The organism is Confluentibacter flavum (assembly GCF_002843175.1).
Classification (GTDB): domain Bacteria; phylum Bacteroidota; class Bacteroidia; order Flavobacteriales; family Flavobacteriaceae; genus Confluentibacter; species Confluentibacter flavum.
The window spans coordinates 233,669-253,788 of record NZ_PJEO01000014.1; the positions used below are offsets into that span (position 1 = coordinate 233,669).

A 20,120-nucleotide genomic window follows, 5' to 3' on the forward strand; every position below is an offset into this window, starting at 1 on the left:
AACCAAAAAAACAAATACTGAATATGAGAATTTTAATCTTCATTTTAACCCTTTTTCCATTATCTACTATTGCTCAAGATGATTTGCTAAACGAAATTGATACAGATTCCACATGGGCAAACTATGCTGATGCTACTTTTAAAGGACTAAAAATCGTCAACTTCGAATCAACCAAATTAGTAGCAAAAAACCAATTTACATTTATTGTAGCGCATAGATTTGGTAGCATTGAAAATGGAATTGACACTTTTTTTGGATTGGATGATGCCGTAACACGACTCAATTTCATATATGGTATTTCCGATGGTTTCAATGTTGGATTTTCAAGAAGCTCCTTTCAAAAAATTTATGAGTTCTCAACAAAATACAGGATTCTAAGACAAAAGGAAAGTGGTTCACCTTTTACAGTTGTGGGATTTAATGAATTGCTTATAAATACAGGCTTAAATAAGGATAATTTACCGTTACTGGAATTTAAACATCGCTTAACCTATGTAGCCCAATTATTGATTTCAAGAAAAATAAATACCAATTTATCATTGGAATTGGCCCCCACATTTTTTCACGAAAATTATGTTGCCATAGATGAGCAAGACAATTCGCAATATGCATTGGGTATTGGTGGGCGTTATAAACTTAGTAAACGCTGGTCTATAAATGCTGATTATGGTTGGCACTTAAACAGAGCCGGCAATTCCCCGTATAAAAATCCATTATCTATTGGCTTTGACTTAGAAACCGGAGGACACGTATTCCAAATGCATTTTACCAATGCCCAAGGGATGAATACAAACACCTATTTAGGTCAAGCAACTGGAGACTGGGGAGATGGCGACATATTTTTCGGATTTAATTTAAGTAGAACATTTTAATACCCAAACCATGAAGAAAGTATTTTTATTAGTTGTAGTAAGTAGCTTAACAATCTTTAATTGTGCAAATGATAGTGAGGATGATTTGATTGATTCAGATCCACTTCCATCAACCGTTAATTATACAGTCCACATAAAACCTATCATAGATAATAACTGTATAAATTGTCATAATAACCCTCCAATCAATGGAGCCTCAATTTCTTTACTCACTTATCAAAATGTTAAGTCGGCTGTACAAAACAATCATTTAATAAGTAAAATTAATGGAAATGGCCCAGGAGAGCTGATGCCTTTAGGTGGTCAAAAGCTACCTCAACTCACCATTGATCTCATTACAAAATGGGAAACAGATGGTCTTTTAGAAAATTAACCTTAAATAAGAATGCTATGAATTTTAAATATTTAATGTCATTATTAGTAATCACCGTATTCCTTTTTAATTGCTCAAGTGGTGGTGATGACCCTTCAGCACCAGACCCAACTACAGTTACCTATAATGGCAATATAAAAAGCATTATGAGCAATAATTGTACGTCGTGTCATGGAAGCACACCTGCAAATGGGGCGCCCATGTCTTTAACAACATATAGTCAAGTAAAAAGTGCTGTAGAAACTAGAGGATTAATTACAAGGATAAACAGCACATCAAACCCCATGCCCCCATCACCTAACAGTCCTTTATCAAACGCTGACAAAAATCTTATTCAACAATGGAAAGATGGCGGTTTTCTAGAAAACTAAAGTAAAAGAGGCAGTCTAAAAAGTCTCGTTTTATGTCATATTGAGCTTGTCGAAATATTTTAACTCACCGGTAATCGATATCGGTTTCGACAAGCTCCTGACAAATTAAATGTAAAGGACTACTTAGACAGGCTTGTTATAATCATCAAAACAAATAAAATGAAAAAATTAATATACATTATTGTGTTAATAAGCATTAATACATTTTCCCAGACTAAATTTATAACTAAATCAGGGATTGTCAATTTTGAAGCTTCGGTACCTTCTTTTGAAGAAGTAGCTGCTAAAAACAATTCTGCAACTGCTATTTTAGATACTGAGAATGGTGAATTTGCTGCATTGGTATTGGTAAAAGGATTCCGTTTTAAAAATGCCCTGATGGAAGAGCATTTCAACGAAAACTATGCTGAATCTGACAAATACCCAAAGGCTACCTTTAAAGGTAAGATAGATGGTTTTTTAATAAATAAACTTACCGATAAACCAAGCGTATTTTATCTTAGTGGTTCTCTTACTTTCCATGGAAAAACTAAAACTCTTGAAAAAGTGGCTGTAACCATCTCCAAAAAAGAAGACCAAATAAACATTGTTGGTAATTTTACAGAAAAGGCTTCTAGCTTTGATATTAAAATCCCAAAAATAGTAAGTTCCAAAATTGCCAATGATATTGAAGTAACATTCGAGTTTCTTCTCAAATCAAAATAGTATGCTTAAATTGTTTGTCTAAATTGAATTGAATTGAATGAATGCTCTAAAAACCTTGTTATATTTTTCCATTTTTAAGTATCCTTTAAAGCGAGACGAAATATTTTCATTCTCTGATTTGAAAAACAAGGTTCTTTTGGATGAAGAGCTGTCACAACTTTTGGAAAAAAAAGCTATATACAAAATAAACGACTATTATTTATGTGAAAACAATAGTCTTCATGTGGAAAGAAGAATACTTGGAAATAGTATGGCCAGCGATATATTTCCTAAAGCAATAAAAGTTTCAAACTTTATTGCCAAATTTCCTTTTGTTGAAGGTGTTGGAATTTCGGGATCATTATCAAAAGGCTATCATGATGAAAAAAGTGATATAGATTTCTTTATTATCACTTCTCAAAAAAGGCTTTGGGTTGCACGCACCATACTTGTTCTTTACAAGAAAATATTCTTGCTAAATTCAAAAAAATACTTTTGTGTTAATTATTTTATTGCAAGCAATATGCTTGAGATTCATGAAAAAAACAGATTTACTGCTACAGAACTCATCACCATGATACCAATGTGTGGTAAAGATGTTTTTCAATCTTTTTATAAGGAAAACCAATGGGCAAAAAAATATTTTTCTAATTATGTAAAAAAAGATCATCAAATCAATACCGTTAAAAAAAACTTTTTAATTAAACTTACTGAACGTCTGTTAAACAGTGATTTTGGAGATTATTTGGATATCTGGTTTATGAAATTTACCTATAAAAAATGGAAAAGTAAGTTTAAAAATTTAGATAAAGCTAGTTTTGATATAGCCATGAAATCTACAAAAAATGTATCGAAACATCATCCGCAAAATTTTCAAAAAAAGGTTATTGATACTTTAAACGAAAAGTATTCTAAAGTTAAAAAAATTCATAATATCACTTTAGAACATGAACATGCTTGATGTTGTATTTTCACACTCATACTATTATAAATTCGACCCTAAACAGTGGAAGAACAAAACGCCATACCCGCCGTTAGGCACACTATACGCAGCATCATTTCTTAGAGAAAATGGTTATAAAGTTGGTCTTTTTGATACAAACCTTTTAGACAATCCTCAATCAATTAAACCATTTTTAGAAACACATAAGCCGAAAATTTTTGTCATTTATGATGACGGGTTCAATTACCTCACAAAAATGTGTTTAACCACCATGCGTGAGGAAGCTTTTAAAATGATCAACATCGCAAAAAAACTGAATTGCACCGTGATTGTTTGTAGTTCCGATGCTACAGACCATTATGAAAAATACATTGAATCTGGGGCAGATTTTGTAATAAAGGGAGAAGGTGAAATAACCTTAAAAGAACTTGTTGATGCCAAAACAAACAATACAGATTTTTCGAATATAAAAGGTATTTGTTTTTTAAAAAATGATGAGTTTGTCATGACGCCTAGTCGAACTGTCGCCAAAAACTTAGACGAGTTTTCAATACCAGCTTGGGATTTAGTAGATATGGACGCATACAAAACCATCTGGAAACAAGGTGGTAACACATTTACTTTAAATATTGCTACCACTAGAGGCTGTCCTTATAAATGTAATTGGTGCGCAAAACCCATTTATGGCAATCGGTATAACTCCCATTCGCCGGAATACATTGTAAAACATATTACATACTTGGTTAAAACATATCAGGTTTCACGTTTTTGGATGTGCGATGATATTTTTGGATTGAAACCCAATTGGGTTCAAGAATTCAATCTAGAATTAAAGAAAAAAAATATTCAGATTAAATATTTTATTCAAAGTCGTGTTGATTTATTATTGAAAGAAGATACTATTGATGCTTTAGCCGAATCAGGGTTGGAAGAAGTTTGGGTTGGTGCTGAAAGCGCTTCTCAAAAAATTTTGGATGCCATGGATAAAGGCACCAAAGTTGAGGAAATATACGAAGCAACTCGATTATTAAAAGAAAAAAATATTAAAGTCGCTTTCTTTTTGCAATTTGGTTACCTAACAGAAAATCAAAATGACATTCAGAAAACAATACAAATGGTAAAAGAATTATTACCAGATAATATAGGCATTTCAGTATCATATCCTTTACCTGGAACCCAATTTTATGAAAAAGTAAAAGACGATTTAAAACTAAAAGCCAACTGGAAAGATTCGGACGATTTAGACATGATGTTTCAAGGAACCTATTCATCAAATTATTACAGAAAATTACAGCGTTTTGTTCATAAAGAATATAGAAAAAGCCAAGGGATTTATAATTTAAAACAACTTTTTCAATCAAAACCATCTGTCATGAAATTGAAATCCATTGTAAAATTGGGTTATTATATTCCTAGTGCTTATTTGGATAGTATTAGTTTGAAAACACTTCAAGATGAAAGCTAGTTTTGATGTAGCGGCAAATACATATGATCAATCTTTTACAAATACAAAGATTGGCAGACTTCAACGCTTTTTAGTTTACCAATTACTCTCAAAACATTTACATCAAATAAAAGATATTCTTGAAATCAATTGTGGAACTGGTGAAGATGCTATTTGGTTAGCCAAACAAAATTTCAATGTATTGGCCACTGATATTTCTAAAAAAATGATTGCTATTGGAAAATCAAAAAATCAATATCATAACTTAACTTTTGCACAGCTAGACATTAATCTCATTTCTGAGAAAAAAGATATTGGAACGTTTGATATGGTTTTCTCCAATTTTGGTGGATTAAATTGCTTAACCAACACTGAACTTGAAACTTTCTTCAACAATATTACCAATAATCTTAATAGAAGAGGGAAATTAGCCTTGGTAATCATGTCTAAAAACACCATTTGGGAACAATTCTACTTTCTTTTGAAAAGAAAATTTTCCAAAGTTTTTAGACGAAAAAAAGAAGTTGCAATAGTTAATGTAGGTGGAGAAAATGTACTAACCTATTATTATAATCCAAAAGATATTTTAAATTTAGCAAAAACTAATTTTAATTTCCTAGAAAGTAAACCCATTGGTTTTTTTATTCCACCCTCCTATTTAGAACCCTTTTTTAAAAATAAAATAGGTCTTTTAAATTTTTTAAATCATTTGGAAAACAAAATCAAAAACTGGTCTTTACTTTCAAAATATGCCGATCATTACATTATAATCTTAGAAAAAAAATGAGTGTTTTATTTACACATGCTTATTATTTATCAAATGATTCAAAAGAGCAAAAGATAATGAAACCTTATCCTCCGTTAGGGTTGTTGTATGTGTCTGCTTATTTAGTGAGTAAAAACGTGCCTAATGATGTTTTTGACACTACTTTTTCAACCCAAAGAGAACAACTACAATTCATTTTAGAAAAAAGTCCAAAAGTAGTTTGTATCTACACCAACTTAGTAACTAAAATTGAAGTTATTAAGTTAATTAAAGTCCTAAAAACAGCCAAATATAACCATCCAAAAATTGTACTTGGTGGACCAGATGTTTCTTATAATGTTGAAAACTACTTAAATGCTGGTGCTGATTTTTTAGTTATTGGTGAAGGAGAAGAAACCACTTTTGAATTGTACAATGCTATTTTAAATAATCAAATTTTTCACGAAGTAAACGGAATTGCTTTTTTAGAAAATGAAAAAGTGGTTCAAACCAAAGCACGAACAAAATTTAGAGAACTCGACGCATTACCATTGCCCAATAGAAAAGCTATAAACATGCAAAAATATTTGGACACTTGGAAAAACAATCACGGACAAAGTTCGATGACCATTTCCACACAACGTGGTTGTCCTTATACCTGTAAATGGTGCAGTACAGCTGTTTATGGACAAAGTTATAGAAGAAGACCAGCAGAACAAGTAGCCGCTGAAATGAAGCTGCTAAAAGAACAATACAATCCAGATGCTATATGGTTTGTAGATGATGTTTTTACGGTGAGTCATAAATGGTTATTAGCTTTTAAAGAGGAAGTTTTAAACCAAGAAGCTGTTATTCCATTTGAATGTATTACACGTGCTGAACGATTAAATGATGACATTTTACAAGTATTAAAAGAGATAGGTTGTTTTAGAATTTGGATTGGAGCAGAAAGTGGTTCCCAAAAAATAATTGACTTAATGGACAGACGTGTTGATGTTAACGTGGTGAAAGAAGCCATTCAGAAAACAAATCAATTAGGAATTGAAACTGGAACTTTTATTATGTTAGGTTATCCTGGAGAAACAGAAGAAGACATCTCAGAAACTATACAATATTTAAAAGATGCTAATCCTACACACTATACCATAACCATCGCATATCCTATAAAAGGAACATCACTTTATAATGACATTGAAGACAAGATAACAAGTGCTCCAGATTGGGAAACCTCAACGGATAGAGATATTGATTTTAAAAGAACTTATTCTCGTAAATATTATGATTATGCAGTTTCTAAAGTGGTGAATGAAGTAGAATTTCATAAAAAGAAAAGTAATAATATAACCCAAGCTTTAAAACATAAGACGAAATCTGTTTTGGCTAGTGGAATGATGATGTTAAACAAATAAAAGTGAGTATAAAAAAAACATATCTAAATATTAAAAGTGTAATTCCAAGCAATAAGAGAAGAAAAATAAAACACTTTATATACAAAAGTATATTATTTGCCTTTTTAGATTTAATCTCTATTTCCTTACTGATTCCTGTAATAATTTTACTTTTTAATCCTGAAAAAATTAAAGAATTAAGTTTTAAGTATTTTTCTTTCGATTTAAATATATCTACTTTACAAGTTCAAGTTTTTTTAGGATCATTAATCCTTTTTTATTTAGTTAAAATTATTTTACAAACAAAATTCAATACGTCTTTATATGTTTTCTTTTATTATTTATCTACAGAAATAACAATTGAAAGCACCAATAATTTTGTTTTTCAAAGCTATACCAAACATCAACATTTGAATAAAGGGAAAATCATTCAAGATATCAATACAATACCTGAAGATTTTAGTTGCAAATTCCTATTATCATTTGTGAATCTAATTACTGAAACAATTGTCTTATTTCTTATTTTAGTTGTTCTTCTAATTGCTTATTTTAAACTAACCTTAATTGCTGTGCTTGTCCTTTTTCTTTTGGCAGTATTGATGTATTTAAACAAAAAAAAACAATTAAACCTAATAAATTCTATTTATAAAGAATCACAAGCAAAGTCAAATTCAGAATTATTAAATATCTTAAATGGTTATTTAGAAATTAGAAACTCCGGGAATTATCCAATCTTTTTAGAACGCTTTAAAAAAGAAAAAAAGATCCTTAACGAAGTTACAGGACGATTAATCTCTTTCAATTCAAATTATAGTAAGTACCTAGAATTTGCATTAATAATATCGTTAGTGCTGTTTACAATAATAAATTTTGGCAATAAAGACACCATTATACTGTTAACAATTTTTGGAACTTCAAGCTTAAGATTAATTCCTTCAATCAGTAAAATACTAAGTGCTTTAACATTGATAAAAACTTACAGGTACTCGTTAGATATTTTATTGAGTCATGAACAAAATAATGTGATTAATAATCTCAAAATAAATTATGAAAGTCAATTCAAATTAGAAAACATAAGCTTTGATTATGATGGTAACTCTATTCTAGAAAATATAAATCTAACAATAGACAAAGGTTCTTTTATTGGTATAAAAGGTGATTCTGGCATAGGAAAAACAACATTATTATATATCATCTTAGGAATCATCAAGCCTAAAAAAGGAAATTGTTTTATTGATAAAACAAGAATTGAAAATTATGATTTCTTGCCTTTCGCTAATTATGTGCCACAACAACCTTTTCTCTTCAACGGAACCATTATTGAAAACATAGTTTTAGGGCAAAACCCTAATGAAATAGATTATAATTATATCTATTATTTATGTAAAAAGTTGGAATTACATGTAATTATTGGCAAAATGGATAATGAATATGAAACAGAAATCGCTCTTGAAAGTTCTCGTCTTTCAGGTGGACAAAAACAACGTTTAGCATTAGTAAGAGCTTTATATACAAGACCTTCATTATTAATTCTAGATGAAGCAACGAATCAACAAGATAAGCATTTAGAAAAAGTCATCTTTGATTTTTTAAGTGAAATAAATCAAAAAGATAATACAACTATATTATCTGTATCACATGACGATGATAATGACATTTTTTATAAAAACATTTATAAAATAGAAAATAGGAATTTAACACTTTTATAAATGACTAAAAAATTATTATTCATTACTCCTTTATTTCCTGAAAATGACAAAGAAGATCACAAAGTGCCGTTTGTAAGTCAATTTTCTACTGCTTTTACCGAAAACACAAACGTAGAGGTAGATTTAATTAGCCTATTTTTTCCAAAATCGAGACCTTACAAGTATAACACTATAAATGTATATCCCATTGGAAGTGGTTTCAAAAGATATTACGTATTCTTACCTTATTTAATAAAGGCTATTTATAAAGGCTTTATACTTTGTAAAAAGAACAAGTATGATGGTATTTTATGCTTTTGGTATAGAGAAAGTAGTTTGCTTGGAAAGATATTATCTTCTATTTTCAAAATAAAACTACGCGTTTGGATGCTAGGCCAAGATGCCAAGTCAACTAATAAATACCCAAAGCTATTAAAACTATCAGGTGAAGAAATAATAATGCTTTCCGAACATCAAAAATTAATATTTTTAAATGACCATCATGTTGAAGCAAAACGAATTGCTAATGCATCAATTGATATTAGAAAATTTCCTCAATTGAATACTGGCAATAGAGAAATCACCATTTTAGGTGTTGGTAATTTAAGTGATTTAAAAAATTATTCTCTTTTTATTGATATTCTATCTATTATAAAAAAAGAGTTTAAAGATGTAAAAGCCGTCATTTGTGGGGCCAACAGAGGTGATAAAGCCAATCTTGAAAAAAAAATAAATGCTTTAGATTTACAAGACAACATTCTATTTACAGGAAGTATTTCCCAAAAAGAAGTTTTAGAATACATGAATAATGCTAAAATATTTCTACACACATCAAAATTTGAAGGTAGTGGTACAGTTTTACACGAAGCTCTCTATGCCGGTTGTAATGTAGTAAGTACAATTCCAATAGAAAACCCGAGACATATTGAAGATTCTTTTTTCTATAGTACTAACAAAACAGAACTAGAAAACAGAATATTAACAGTTTTAAAAAGTGATTTTAAAGCTAAAAGAATTGAAAAATTTAAAATGGAAGATACTGTAAAGGAAGTTTATGATTCTTTTTATAATTAAGAGTCTGTTTAAGTTTTATCCTTTGGCTCTTTTATGTGCCTTTTTCCGCCATACATCAGCTATTTTTCGGTTCATAGCTATGGCTATGAATCTCAAAACACCTTCGTCTGACAAAAAAATACCCTATAAAACATTCCAAAAACAAAATTTAAACAGTCTCTAACGTAATTTATTAATTGCTTGTATTCTTTTTTGTTTTAAAAATTTGAAAATTTGATTCGATAAATCCCATCCTAAAAAGCGATGTATTTCTAATAATTGTAATTGTAGCTTATCTTTAATTGAAAGACTAATATTTTCATCCTTAAGCACTTTTTTAAAGGTCATTAAAGTATCGTAAAAAATTTTTCTAACATGGTTTAGGTTTATAATATAGTCTTTATCAATAACTTGAAATAAATAATTACTAACAATCACATCTAAATAATGTTTAGCAATTTTATTTTTTAATTTACTTTTGCCTTGGTATTTTTTAAGAGTACTAAGTTCTAATTCAAATACTCTTTGATAATCTAAAATCCGTTTTTCCTCAAGCACTCTCCTTGTTATTGATGTATCTCTTTTATGTATTTTTAAAAGACTTTCTTTTATTAAATAAGCATTAGATGCTAAAAACAAATATTCGAATAAATAAGGGGTATCTTCAAACCATATTCCCTTAACAAACTTAATCCTCTTTGCTATATCAGATTTATATATTTTACCCCAAACCGTCTCAGAAATCCCATATGAAAACATCTGTGGAATTAATTCGCTCGTCCTTTTAATATCTTTCAAATTATCTTTCCAACCAGAAACAAACTCAACATCTCCATTTTTATTTATAACTGAAAATCTGCACAACACCAAATCTGACTTTTCTTTTATTATTTTATCGATGCAAATACTAATCATCTCTTTTTCTAACTCATCGTCAGCATCCAAAAAAGTCACATACTCTCCTTTTATTGCACTCAATCCATGATTCCTAGCTTCACTTAGACCGCTGTTTTTAATAGTAAAAATTTTAATATTTTCAAAATACGGCTCAAACTTTTCAGCTATTTGTAAAGAATTATCAGTAGATCCATCATTTATTAAAACAACTTCTAAATTCTTATAAATCTGATTTTTAACCGACTCCAAACATCTTGCCAACAATTTTTCTTCATTATAAAAAGTGATAATTATTGACACAAGTGGTTCATCATGCTTCATATTTTGTAGCTATTATTTTCTCAATTGTTTTTTTTAAGACCAAGTTAATTTCACTTTTATTCTTTGGTTGATTCCAAGTAAGATTTGATATAGAATCTGCTGATACAACGATACAAAGTGCATTCAATTTATAAAACTCAGCAAAAGCGTAAATTGAAGCACATTCCATATCAACATGAGTTACATTTTTTCCTTTAAAATAAGTTAATAGCGTTTTGGTTTCTCTAAATGGCGCATCAGTACTCCAACATATACTTTTTTTATAGTTTAATTCTTTTACAAAAAATTCAAACCACTTCTCTTTTTTAGGTTGAAAAGAATCTTTATCCGAATATAAATAAGATGATCCTGTAGTCGAAAACGCATTATTTATAATAAACACCTTTTCTTCAACTTCATCTTTTAACAAGCCCGCTAAGCCTATAAAAATAAAATTCTCTACTCCAAAAGCCCTCAACTCTTCCATTAATCCTATTATTGCAGGAGCGCCATTACCAAACTCAGAACAATAGACGTAATTTTCATCTAAAATATAATTCTGCCCGAATAATCCTTTTAGTTTCTTGCTGAAAATTCGTTGCTTTTTACTCAAAAGGAAACGACTTAACGATAATATTGCTGTTTTAGGTAAGGTTTCAAAATTGTAATTCTTGTTGCTTTTTTTCCATGCAACAATATCTAAAATATCAAGTATCGATTTTTCTTTATAAAACTCTTTATTTCTTTTTAATTCGGTAAATTCCATTGAAAATTACAATTTAACCTTTGTATATTGCAATGTAGCATTATTTTAATATTTATATGAAAGTTTTTGGCATAGGTCTCAATAAAACAGGCACAAAATCTCTGTCAAAGGCATTAACTATTCTAGGCTATAGGGATAGCCTTGCTTTAGATTGGGAGTTGCGGTACACAAAATCTGAAAACAGATGGGAGTTGACAAAATTTTGGTACGAAAATAATTTAGACCCCATTATTTCATTAGCTAAAACCAAAAACAATTTTGAAGATTGGCCCTGGCCTTTGGTTTACAAGGACATGTATCAAGAATTTAATGATGCTAAATTTATTCTTACCATTAGGAAGTCTCCTGAAGTTTGGTACAACAGCTTATGTAAACATGCCAAAACAATATCTGATAATAAGTTTGAAAAACTCATTTATGGATATTATATGCCTCATGATTTTAAAAAAGAACATATTGACTTCTACAACAACCACAATAAGTCTGTTATCGATTTTTTCAATAAAAATGCGCCTGAAAAACTACTTGTTATGTGTTTTGAAGAAGGTGATGGCTGGGAGAAGCTATGTGGCTTTTTAAACCAAAAAAACAACAACTCTGAGTTTCCTCACGTTAATGATTCCAACAGCCGAGAATTAATCTATAATAAGTACTTAATAAAAATGGTGCGTTTCTATAGAAGTCTTAAAAAAAACAGAAATCGTAGTAAGTAATTTTCAATTTAACCTGCTTTCTAAAGTTTCAAAAATTGATTTTATATCTTCCCCAATAGCCCTAAAAGAAAGTTTTCTTTCAAACTGTTCCAAAACTTTCTGTTGCATTTCAATTGTATCTGTACTTACTGCCTTTTTTAAGCTTTCAAACAACTCATCGTCATTCTCTGGAGTAAACATAAAGGCACAATTACTTTTATCAGTCATATATTGAAAAGGCGGAATGTTTGTAATAATTGGGATACATCCACATGCCATAGCCTCTGAAAGTGCATAACCACTACCTTCATAATGTGAACCTAATATAAAAAACTCGTTTTCGTTATAGATTTCTTCTAATAAATGATGTTCTACATATCCTTTTACTATAACGCCTTTTTTTAATTTTTCACTACTTAATATCAAATCTTGAACTTGTAATAACAAATGATTCTCATGAAAAATCATTGTTAAAATGGCATTCACCTCAATATTAAGAAAACGTTCGAATGCTTTTAAAATGGTTAATGGGTCTTTATTGGCATCTAATCTTCCAACCCAAAGAAAAGTATTTGGCTTACGTTTTTCATTTCCAGAAAATTTAAAATAAGTCGAACCTTCCATTACAGAAAAAATTTTACTCTTAGTAAGAATATTATTTTCATACCAAGGTTTAGCATTTTCGATACCTGTAAATAAATAACCATCAATAAATCTATCAGCAATTTTATAAATATATTTTTTAATCCCTTTAGGTTTAGGAGCAAAACCATTGCTTTGTAAAAGAATTTTAGATTTAGGAAGTATCATTTTTAAAAAGACTAAATAATGTACAAAGCCAAAACCATGCACTAAAATATAATCTGGTTGCAAAGACTTTATAAACCAGTTAAATCGAAAAGGAATCATCCATTTCTTTAATTTTTTCCCTTTAAACAAGAATGCTTTTAAAGGTTTGTCTTCTGAAAACGAACTATATTCGGTTGTTCTTGCAACAAAATATAAATTAAAAGAAGTTGCCAGTTTTTCAAGATATCCTACAGTACTATAACATTTCTTCAAAACCTCTTCTGGTTTTTTAAAAGAAAATGTAACATAAAACAGGTCAACAAAAATTTTATCCTTACTCATATAATAAAACTAAAGTAAGAATTAGTTTTGTATATACTTAAAATCCCTTAAAAGAAAAAGGCTAACCTTTTAGATTAGCCTCTTCTATTTTTATTTATTAAGATACATTTTTCGTCTGGAATATAACTCGTAAAACTCATCGTCTTTTAAGCTATCTATAAACAAAATGCTTTCACCGGTACTTTTCATTTCGGGACCCAATTTCTTATTGACATTATGAAACTTATTAAACGAAAATACTGGCTGCTTAATAGCATACCCTTTTAATTGTGGATTAAAGGTAAAATCCTTTACTTTCTTTTCGCCTAACATCACTTTTGTAGCATAGTTTACATAAGGTTCGCCATAAGCTTTTGCAATAAAAGGAACGGTACGGGATGCCCTTGGATTAGCTTCTATTATATAAACTAAATCATCTTTAATGGCAAATTGAATATTAATCAATCCAACCGTATTTAATGCTAAAGCAATTTTCTTGGTATGATCTTTTATTTGTTGCATCACCAAATCACCTAAATTAAATGGTGGTAACATGGCATTACTATCACCAGAATGGATACCACAAGGTTCAATATGTTCCATGATACCTATAATGTAAACATCCTCACCATCACAAATGGCATCAGCTTCTGCTTCTATCGCACCTTCTAAATAATGGTCTAATAGCAACTGATTTCCTGGCATTTGGCTCAACAAATCCACCACATGCTTCTCGAGATCTTGTTTATTAATGACAATCTTCATGCCTTGTCCACCAAGTACATAAGACGGTCTCACTAATATTGGGAAATCCAACACATCAGCAATTGCAGCAGCTTCATCTGCGGTTGTAGCGATATCAAATTGAGGATACGGAATGTTGTTTTCTTTCAATAAATTAGAAAAATGTCCTCTATCTTCAGCCAAATCCAAGGATTCATAGCTAGTTCCTATAATTTTAATGCCGTATTTGGTTAATTTTTCGGCAAGTTTCAATGCGGTTTGTCCGCCCAACTGAACAATAACGCCTTCTGGCTTTTCATGTTTGATGATGTCGTAGATATGTTCCCAAAATACAGGTTCAAAATACAATTTATCGGCGATATCAAAATCCGTTGAAACCGTTTCTGGATTGCAGTTAATCATAATGGTTTCGTAACCACACTCGGCAGCTGCCAAAACGCCATGAACACAGCAATAATCAAACTCGATACCTTGTCCGATTCGGTTAGGTCCTGAGCCTAATACAATAATTTTTTTCTTGTCGGTAACCACACTTTCATTATCTGCATAACGGTGTCCGTCTGCCGTTTCCATATCGCTTTCAAACGTTGAGTAGTAATATGGGGTTTGTGCTTTAAATTCGGCTGCACAGGTATCAACCAACTTGTAAACTCTATTGACACCAAATTCTTCACGTTTATTGTAAACCTGACTTTCTAAACAGCCCAACATGTGCGCAATTTGTCTATCGCCATAACCTTTTTGTTTGGCTTCTAATAACAAATCCTTTTGAATGGTATCTATTTTATACGTAGAAATTTCTTTTTGTAACAGGAACAATTCTTCATACTGCTTTAAAAACCACATATCTATTTTTGTGATTTCATGAATTCTACTTAACGGAATTCCCATAGCAATAGCATCATAAATGATAAAGACACGATCCCATGATGCATTGGTAAGTTTTTCTATAATTTGATTGTAATCTTTATTCTCTTTTCCATCAGCTCCTAACCCATTTCGTTTAATCTCAAGGGATTGCGCTGCTTTATGAAGTGCTTCTTGAAAAGAACGACCAATACCCATAACCTCTCCAACGGATTTCATTTGAAGTCCCAACGTTCTATCAGAACCCTCAAATTTATCGAAGTTCCAACGTGGTATTTTTACAATAACGTAATCTAAAGTCGGTTCAAATAACGCCGAAGTTGATTTTGTAATTTGGTTTTGAAGTTCATCTAAATGATAACCTAATGCTAATTTTGCAGCAATTTTTGCAATAGGATATCCAGTAGCTTTACTTGCCAATGCAGATGAACGTGACACACGAGGATTGATTTCAATAGCGATTATATCTTCTTTTTCATCTGGTGATATTGCAAACTGAACGTTACAACCACCGGCAAAATCACCGATACTACGCATCATATGGATAGCCATATCACGCATTTTTTGATACGTTTTATCACTCAACGTCATAGCTGGAGCAACGGTAATGGAATCACCTGTATGGATTCCAATCGGATCCATATTTTCTATGGAACAGATGATAACCACATTATCATTGGAGTCTCTAAGCAACTCTAACTCAAATTCTTTCCAGCCAATTAAAGCCTTATCAATCATAACTTCATGAATTGGAGATACCTCTAACCCACGCGTTAATAACTCATCAAAGTCCTCTTCTCTATGCACGAAAGAAGCCCCTGCTCCACCCAAAGTGAAAGAGGCTCGAATTATTAAAGGGAACCCAAATTCTTGAGCAATTTCTTTTCCTTTTAAGTAAGAAGTCGCCGTGGCTTGAGGCGCCATAGGAATGCCTATTTTAAGCATCAATTCCCTAAATTTCTCTCTATCTTCCGTAATATTTATGGCGTCGATATCTACACCAATAATATCTACATTAAAATCCTTCCAAATTCCTTTTTCATCAGCTTCAATACATAAATTTAGTGCGGTTTGGCCTCCCATGGTTGGTAAAACGGCATCAATTTGTGGGTGTTCTTTTAAAATTTTAATAATTGATTTGGTTGTAAGAGGCAACAAATACACATGATCGGCCATCGTTGGATCTGTCATGATAGTTGCTGGATTGGAATTTATAAGTATCGTTTCAATTCCATCTTCCTTAAGCGACCTTAAAGCTTGAGTTCCTGAATAATCAAATTCGCATGCTTGTCCAATAATAATAGGACCTGAACCAATAATTAAAATAGATTTTAGTTGTGAATTTTTTGGCATGTTTACTGTTTAAATAGTGTGTTTTAGTATGTTACAAAAATAGGCATTAGCAGACATAAAAAAAGGCATTACACTTAAGTAACACCTTTTAAATATTAACAATTGTTAATCATTATTTTTTATGTCTAGACTCAGATGACACAGACAATTTTTTTCTGCCTTTAGCTCTTCTACGAGCAAGCACTTTTCTTCCATTGGCAGAAGCCATTCTTTCTCTAAAACCATGCTTGTTTCTTCTCTTTCTTTTTGATGGCTGAAATGTTCTTTTACTCATTGTCTTATATCTTTAAAATCTGTATTGTATTTATCTATTCGGTGTTTCTCCAAAACTGGGGGCAAATATACAAAGAGTTTTCACTTTGACAAACCTTATTTTAAAAATATTTTATTATTGATAAAATTTTAAAATCCAATGACAAACACCAGTATTTATTTATGTTATGCACCTCATTTTTGTTAAAAACCTATATAGTTCTTTCCATAAAAATTTAGTTTCTTTGTACTCCGAAAGTAAAATCAAGTCAATGTCTATTTTTTTTAAGGGAATATTGCTATTTTCAGCCTTGTTCTCTAATGTTGTATCAGCTCAAAACATCTTAGAATATCACTTAAAGGTTGGCGATAGCATGACCGTATCTCAAAAAGCGATCCAAGATATTACCCAAGATTTGGATGGGACAAAACACGAGTTAAAAAACACCATTGAAGCCGATTATACGTTTGTTGTTTCCCAAAAAACCGACAGTACTTATATTATTAATTTTAATTTTGAGAGATTTAAAATGGTAACTAATTCCAATCTGTACGGAGACGTAATTAATATTGATACAAAAAACAGTATTTCTAAAGATGATATCCAAGCGCAGGTTTTTTTAGGAATGATTGGCTCCAAATTAAAAATGGAATTACTTAAAAATGGTAAAATAAAATCGGTTTCTGGAACAGAAAAAATGATTGCTAAAATGATTGACAAAGCTGGTATTTCTGATGAACTAACAAAGCAAGTCATGATTGAAAGCATGAAAAAAGAATTCGGTAATAAAAGTTTAGCCCAAAGTTTTGAACAGATGACCTTTATTTACCCAAATAAAAAAGTGAAGATGGGCGACACTTGGGTTAATATTTACAAAGGAGATTTAAATGCTAAAAATACTTGGAAGCTAGATACCATAAATGAAAAAACGTTGGAACTGAGTGCTGATAGTGATATAACAATGTCCACTAAAGATGAGAACGTATCCATGACATTAACTGGTAAACAACAAACGAAATTAACAGCCAGCAAAACGTCTGGATTTATCAAAGATATGGTTGTAAAGCAAACTGCTAAAGGTGTTTCAGTAATGGCACAAATGACAGATGTAGACATACCAACCACAATAACTTCAACCACAACTTATAAAACAATTAAACATGTACAATAAAATCATAAAACTCATTATTGCTGCTGGTATTATTGCTTATGCAGTATTTCAATTTACAGAAAATAATATAGGTAATGGTATCATGCTTATATTACTATCCTTAATTTTTGTGTTTTTATATTTTAAAAATGAATTTATTCTCTTGGCATTTTTAAGATTACGTAAACAAGATTTTCCAGGCGCCAAAAAATGGCTAGATAAAATTAAAAACCCAGAATCTGCACTTGTAAAAAAACAACAAGGGTATTATAATTATTTGCACGGCATCATGGTATCTCAAACCAACATGAATGAAGCCGAAAAATATTTTAAGAAAGCTGTGGAATTGGGACTATCCATGAATCATGATTTAGCCATGGCAAAATTAAATTTATCTGGTATTGCATTTTCTAAACGCAGAAAGCAAGAAGCTCAAAAATTACTATCTGAAGCCCAAAAATTGGATAAACAAGGTATGCTTACCGACCAGATAAAAATGATGAAAGAAAACATGAAACGTGCCCAAATGCCGAATCAACCTTATGGTTCTGGTGGTTCAATAAGACAGCAAAAAAAGAGAGGGTAGTTTTTATTTAAACGTTTTATTTAATGGGCCCCTGAAACAATCCCGGTGATTATCGATTGTTTCAGGGGTCTCTTATTTATATAATTAATAGCGGATAATCAATTTCATTAATAATTATTAACTTTTTCAAATCAGGATGATTACCCATCTGTTCATCCAAAAAATTAATTATAATATCCTTTTTCAGGAATATCAATAGTATATATTTTTCTAGATTTATTGACAAGATGTCTATCTCTAAGCCAAGGATTATGCAGTTTAAGCACTTTATAATTGATGCCATATTTTTCAGCAAACTTGGTGAAATCCGTTACAGTAGAATCTACTTTAACCTGATATGTTGGAATGGTATTGTATAAATCTTTTTCTCTGAAATTAAAGCCATATTTATCTGGATTCGATAAAATCTCTTTTAACGCAACAATCCTAAAAAGATAGCGACCTGTTTCTTCGCCTAAAAGCAAATCATAATAACTGCTCACATTTTGCTCTTTCATACGTCTTGAAACTCCCGCATTACCAGCGTTATAAGCGGCAGCGGCAAGTGTCCAAGAACCTAAATCTTGTTTTGATTTTTTTAAATATTTACAGGCTACTTCAGTGGCTTTTTCAAGGTTATAACGTTCATCTACATTATCATTTACCTCTAAGCCGTTCTCTCTGCCTGTAGCAGGCATGATTTGCCAAACGCCAGTAGCCCCAGCTGGTGACACTGCATTGGTTAATCCACTTTCGATAACCGCTAAATATTTAAAATCTTCCGGGATGCCATGCTTTTCTAAAATAGGTTCAATAATAGGAAAGTATTTTTTGGCACGCTTAAACATTAACAATCCGTTTGATTGCCAATAGGTGTTTACCAACAATTCTTTATCCATGCGCTCATAAATATCAGGATCTTTAAGTGGCATAGGCTCACCTGCAAAATTTAAATCATCCGGTATTTGAAGTGCGTAAACGTTATAATCGTTGATGAGCATTTTCTCGAAATTCTCATCGGTTGGTGCATCTTGTAGGGCGTATATAAACAGGGCTGATAAACTTAATAATCCTACAAAAGCCAACGTTCTTTCTATAATTTTCATAACTAATAAGTTTTGTTTAAAGGTAAAAAAAAATAATGATAGGTTTTAATTCTAGTTTCCCAAAATTATGGATGGTAAATGTTCATTAAACCATTTATATTTATTAATAATCATGATGTGCGAACCATTTTTTATGGTCATACAATCCTTAATATTTTTAATAGGAAATACCGTATCTATGTCTCCATGTATATGAATTAAATTAGGATTCGGTATTTCTTGATTCCAACAAATCATGTTTTTAATAGCCCAACTTAAATAATGGCTATCATTAACAGATAAATACTTTTTATATAACTCCAAACGCTTTGTAACATTATTTCCAAAGGCATATTTGGCAAATAAATCTATATTACTTACTAATTGGGTTGGCAATAATTTATAAGCCATAGTAACTTTTGCAAGTTGCATATGCTTTGGTAATTCATACAATGATTTAACGCTGGAAATGATAATTAATTTTCTAACATTTATATGTTTGCTAATTTCTTGAACGATTACACCTCCAAAAGACACCCCAATTAACACCACATTATCATGTTTTATATGTTTTGATAAACGCAAAGCATAGTCCGTAATTACCTCGTTATCAATAGGTAACAACCATTCTAAATAATGAATTTCAAATTGATTTTCTGGCAACTTAATGTATTCAAAAATTTTAGGACTGGCAGCCATACCTGGCATAAAATAGACATGTATTAGTTGTTGATACATAAGGTTTTAACAGATGAAACCCTTTCATTAAGGATTTTT

20 protein-coding genes are annotated in these 20,120 nt (G+C 30.7%); 13 read left to right on the forward strand and 7 right to left on the reverse strand.

The window, feature by feature from the left end; translation table 11 throughout:
- The first annotated feature begins 23 nt into the window (after positions 1-23).
- From CSW08_RS04040 to CSW08_RS04085, 10 genes are all read left to right on the forward strand, one after another.
- Complete coding sequence (locus CSW08_RS04040; RefSeq protein WP_106658706.1) at positions 24-872, forward strand: DUF5777 family beta-barrel protein; 849 nt, start codon at positions 24-26, stop codon at positions 870-872.
- A 10-nt stretch (positions 873-882) separates the two neighbouring features.
- Entirely contained in the window at positions 883-1,245 is a 363-nt protein-coding gene (locus tag CSW08_RS04045; protein ID WP_106658618.1) for a hypothetical protein, read from the forward strand.
- 17 nt (positions 1,246-1,262) lie between these two features.
- Complete coding sequence (locus CSW08_RS04050; protein ID WP_157831422.1) at positions 1,263-1,616, forward strand: c-type cytochrome; 354 nt, start codon at positions 1,263-1,265, stop codon at positions 1,614-1,616.
- A gap of 159 nt (positions 1,617-1,775) precedes the next feature.
- Positions 1,776-2,321 (forward strand): YceI family protein, encoded by a 546-nt coding sequence (locus tag CSW08_RS04055; protein ID WP_106658620.1) that lies wholly within the window; start codon positions 1,776-1,778, stop codon positions 2,319-2,321.
- 37 nt (positions 2,322-2,358) lie between these two features.
- Positions 2,359-3,261 (forward strand): nucleotidyltransferase domain-containing protein, encoded by a 903-nt coding sequence (locus tag CSW08_RS04060; RefSeq protein ID WP_106658621.1) that lies wholly within the window; start codon positions 2,359-2,361, stop codon positions 3,259-3,261.
- The gene (locus CSW08_RS04065; RefSeq protein ID WP_106658707.1) at positions 3,254-4,708 is read left to right on the forward strand and encodes a B12-binding domain-containing radical SAM protein; all 1,455 of its coding nucleotides are present in this window, start codon (positions 3,254-3,256) and stop codon (positions 4,706-4,708) included. The genes CSW08_RS04060 and CSW08_RS04065 overlap by 8 nt, the downstream gene beginning before the upstream one ends.
- Entirely contained in the window at positions 4,698-5,474 is a 777-nt protein-coding gene (locus tag CSW08_RS04070; protein WP_106658622.1) for a class I SAM-dependent methyltransferase, read from the forward strand. Before CSW08_RS04065 ends, CSW08_RS04070 begins: the two co-directional genes overlap by 11 nt.
- Complete coding sequence (locus CSW08_RS04075; protein WP_106658623.1) at positions 5,471-6,841, forward strand: B12-binding domain-containing radical SAM protein; 1,371 nt, start codon at positions 5,471-5,473, stop codon at positions 6,839-6,841. Before CSW08_RS04070 ends, CSW08_RS04075 begins: the two co-directional genes overlap by 4 nt.
- 2 nt (positions 6,842-6,843) lie before the next feature.
- The gene (locus tag CSW08_RS04080; protein ID WP_106658624.1) at positions 6,844-8,529 is read left to right on the forward strand and encodes an ATP-binding cassette domain-containing protein; all 1,686 of its coding nucleotides are present in this window, start codon (positions 6,844-6,846) and stop codon (positions 8,527-8,529) included.
- Positions 8,530-9,582 (forward strand): glycosyltransferase family 4 protein, encoded by a 1,053-nt coding sequence (locus CSW08_RS04085; protein ID WP_106658625.1) that lies wholly within the window; start codon positions 8,530-8,532, stop codon positions 9,580-9,582.
- Between the two features lie 159 nt (positions 9,583-9,741).
- Here CSW08_RS04085 and CSW08_RS04095 read toward each other — a convergent pair whose 3' ends face one another.
- Both CSW08_RS04095 and CSW08_RS04100 read right to left on the reverse strand, forming a co-directional pair.
- Positions 9,742-10,779: a glycosyltransferase family 2 protein gene (locus tag CSW08_RS04095; protein WP_106658627.1), complete on the reverse strand. Its 1,038-nt coding sequence runs from the start codon at positions 10,777-10,779 to the stop codon at positions 9,742-9,744.
- On the reverse strand, positions 10,769-11,524 hold the full coding sequence (locus CSW08_RS04100) for a phosphorylase family protein (protein WP_106658628.1): 756 nt from the start codon (positions 11,522-11,524) through the stop codon (positions 10,769-10,771). The genes CSW08_RS04095 and CSW08_RS04100 overlap by 11 nt, the downstream gene beginning before the upstream one ends.
- A 56-nt stretch (positions 11,525-11,580) precedes the next feature.
- Here CSW08_RS04100 and CSW08_RS04105 point away from each other — a divergent pair, with 56 nt between their 5' ends.
- Positions 11,581-12,237, forward strand: coding sequence for a sulfotransferase family protein (locus CSW08_RS04105; protein WP_106658629.1), 657 nt, complete (start codon positions 11,581-11,583; stop codon positions 12,235-12,237).
- A 3-nt stretch (positions 12,238-12,240) separates the two neighbouring features.
- On the opposite strand, the gene CSW08_RS04110 is transcribed toward CSW08_RS04105, so the two are convergent.
- From CSW08_RS04110 to rpmH, 3 genes are all read right to left on the reverse strand, one after another.
- The gene (locus CSW08_RS04110) at positions 12,241-13,347 is read right to left on the reverse strand and encodes a glycosyltransferase family 4 protein (protein WP_106658630.1); all 1,107 of its coding nucleotides are present in this window, start codon (positions 13,345-13,347) and stop codon (positions 12,241-12,243) included.
- A gap of 90 nt (positions 13,348-13,437) precedes the next feature.
- Positions 13,438-16,290 (reverse strand): carbamoyl-phosphate synthase large subunit, encoded by a 2,853-nt coding sequence (gene carB, locus CSW08_RS04115; protein WP_106658631.1) that lies wholly within the window; start codon positions 16,288-16,290, stop codon positions 13,438-13,440.
- A 112-nt stretch (positions 16,291-16,402) separates the two neighbouring features.
- The gene (rpmH, locus tag CSW08_RS04120; protein ID WP_038527912.1) at positions 16,403-16,564 is read right to left on the reverse strand and encodes a 50S ribosomal protein L34; all 162 of its coding nucleotides are present in this window, start codon (positions 16,562-16,564) and stop codon (positions 16,403-16,405) included.
- Between the two features lie 250 nt (positions 16,565-16,814).
- Between rpmH and CSW08_RS04125 the strand changes: the two genes are divergently transcribed.
- Positions 16,815-17,714, forward strand: a complete 900-nt coding sequence (locus tag CSW08_RS04125; RefSeq protein ID WP_106658632.1) for a DUF6263 family protein — start codon at positions 16,815-16,817, stop codon at positions 17,712-17,714.
- Entirely contained in the window at positions 17,704-18,279 is a 576-nt protein-coding gene (locus tag CSW08_RS04130) for a tetratricopeptide repeat protein (protein ID WP_106658633.1), read from the forward strand. The genes CSW08_RS04125 and CSW08_RS04130 overlap by 11 nt, the downstream gene beginning before the upstream one ends.
- A gap of 164 nt (positions 18,280-18,443) precedes the next feature.
- Here CSW08_RS04130 and CSW08_RS04135 read toward each other — a convergent pair whose 3' ends face one another.
- The gene (locus tag CSW08_RS04135; protein WP_106658634.1) at positions 18,444-19,364 is read right to left on the reverse strand and encodes a lytic transglycosylase domain-containing protein; all 921 of its coding nucleotides are present in this window, start codon (positions 19,362-19,364) and stop codon (positions 18,444-18,446) included.
- Between the two features lie 51 nt (positions 19,365-19,415).
- The gene (locus CSW08_RS04140) at positions 19,416-20,081 is read right to left on the reverse strand and encodes an alpha/beta hydrolase family protein (RefSeq protein WP_106658635.1); all 666 of its coding nucleotides are present in this window, start codon (positions 20,079-20,081) and stop codon (positions 19,416-19,418) included.
- Positions 20,082-20,120 lie beyond the last annotated feature (39 nt).

Excerpts from the sequence above, each read along its gene's own strand:
- carB (WP_106658631.1), bottom strand. The coding sequence starts at position 16,290 with ATGCCAAAAAATTCACAACTAAAATCTATTTTAATTATTGGTTCAGGT.
- CSW08_RS04040 (WP_106658706.1), top strand. The coding sequence starts at position 24 with ATGAGAATTTTAATCTTCATTTTAACCCTTTTTCCATTATCTACTATT.
- CSW08_RS04140 (WP_106658635.1), bottom strand. The coding sequence starts at position 20,081 with ATGTATCAACAACTAATACATGTCTATTTTATGCCAGGTATGGCTGCC.
- CSW08_RS04065 (WP_106658707.1), top strand. The coding sequence starts at position 3,254 with ATGCTTGATGTTGTATTTTCACACTCATACTATTATAAATTCGACCCT.
- CSW08_RS04105 (WP_106658629.1), top strand. The coding sequence starts at position 11,581 with ATGAAAGTTTTTGGCATAGGTCTCAATAAAACAGGCACAAAATCTCTG.
- CSW08_RS04135 (WP_106658634.1), bottom strand. The coding sequence starts at position 19,364 with ATGAAAATTATAGAAAGAACGTTGGCTTTTGTAGGATTATTAAGTTTA.
- CSW08_RS04075 (WP_106658623.1), top strand. The coding sequence starts at position 5,471 with ATGAGTGTTTTATTTACACATGCTTATTATTTATCAAATGATTCAAAA.
- CSW08_RS04110 (WP_106658630.1), bottom strand. The coding sequence starts at position 13,347 with ATGAGTAAGGATAAAATTTTTGTTGACCTGTTTTATGTTACATTTTCT.
- CSW08_RS04100 (WP_106658628.1), bottom strand. The coding sequence starts at position 11,524 with ATGGAATTTACCGAATTAAAAAGAAATAAAGAGTTTTATAAAGAAAAA.
- CSW08_RS04095 (WP_106658627.1), bottom strand. The coding sequence starts at position 10,779 with ATGAAGCATGATGAACCACTTGTGTCAATAATTATCACTTTTTATAAT.
- CSW08_RS04045 (WP_106658618.1), top strand. The coding sequence starts at position 883 with ATGAAGAAAGTATTTTTATTAGTTGTAGTAAGTAGCTTAACAATCTTT.
- CSW08_RS04125 (WP_106658632.1), top strand. The coding sequence starts at position 16,815 with ATGTCTATTTTTTTTAAGGGAATATTGCTATTTTCAGCCTTGTTCTCT.
- CSW08_RS04050 (WP_157831422.1), top strand. The coding sequence starts at position 1,263 with ATGAATTTTAAATATTTAATGTCATTATTAGTAATCACCGTATTCCTT.
- rpmH (WP_038527912.1), bottom strand. The coding sequence starts at position 16,564 with ATGAGTAAAAGAACATTTCAGCCATCAAAAAGAAAGAGAAGAAACAAG.
- CSW08_RS04070 (WP_106658622.1), top strand. The coding sequence starts at position 4,698 with ATGAAAGCTAGTTTTGATGTAGCGGCAAATACATATGATCAATCTTTT.
- CSW08_RS04060 (WP_106658621.1), top strand. The coding sequence starts at position 2,359 with ATGAATGCTCTAAAAACCTTGTTATATTTTTCCATTTTTAAGTATCCT.
- CSW08_RS04085 (WP_106658625.1), top strand. The coding sequence starts at position 8,530 with ATGACTAAAAAATTATTATTCATTACTCCTTTATTTCCTGAAAATGAC.
- CSW08_RS04130 (WP_106658633.1), top strand. The coding sequence starts at position 17,704 with ATGTACAATAAAATCATAAAACTCATTATTGCTGCTGGTATTATTGCT.
- CSW08_RS04055 (WP_106658620.1), top strand. The coding sequence starts at position 1,776 with ATGAAAAAATTAATATACATTATTGTGTTAATAAGCATTAATACATTT.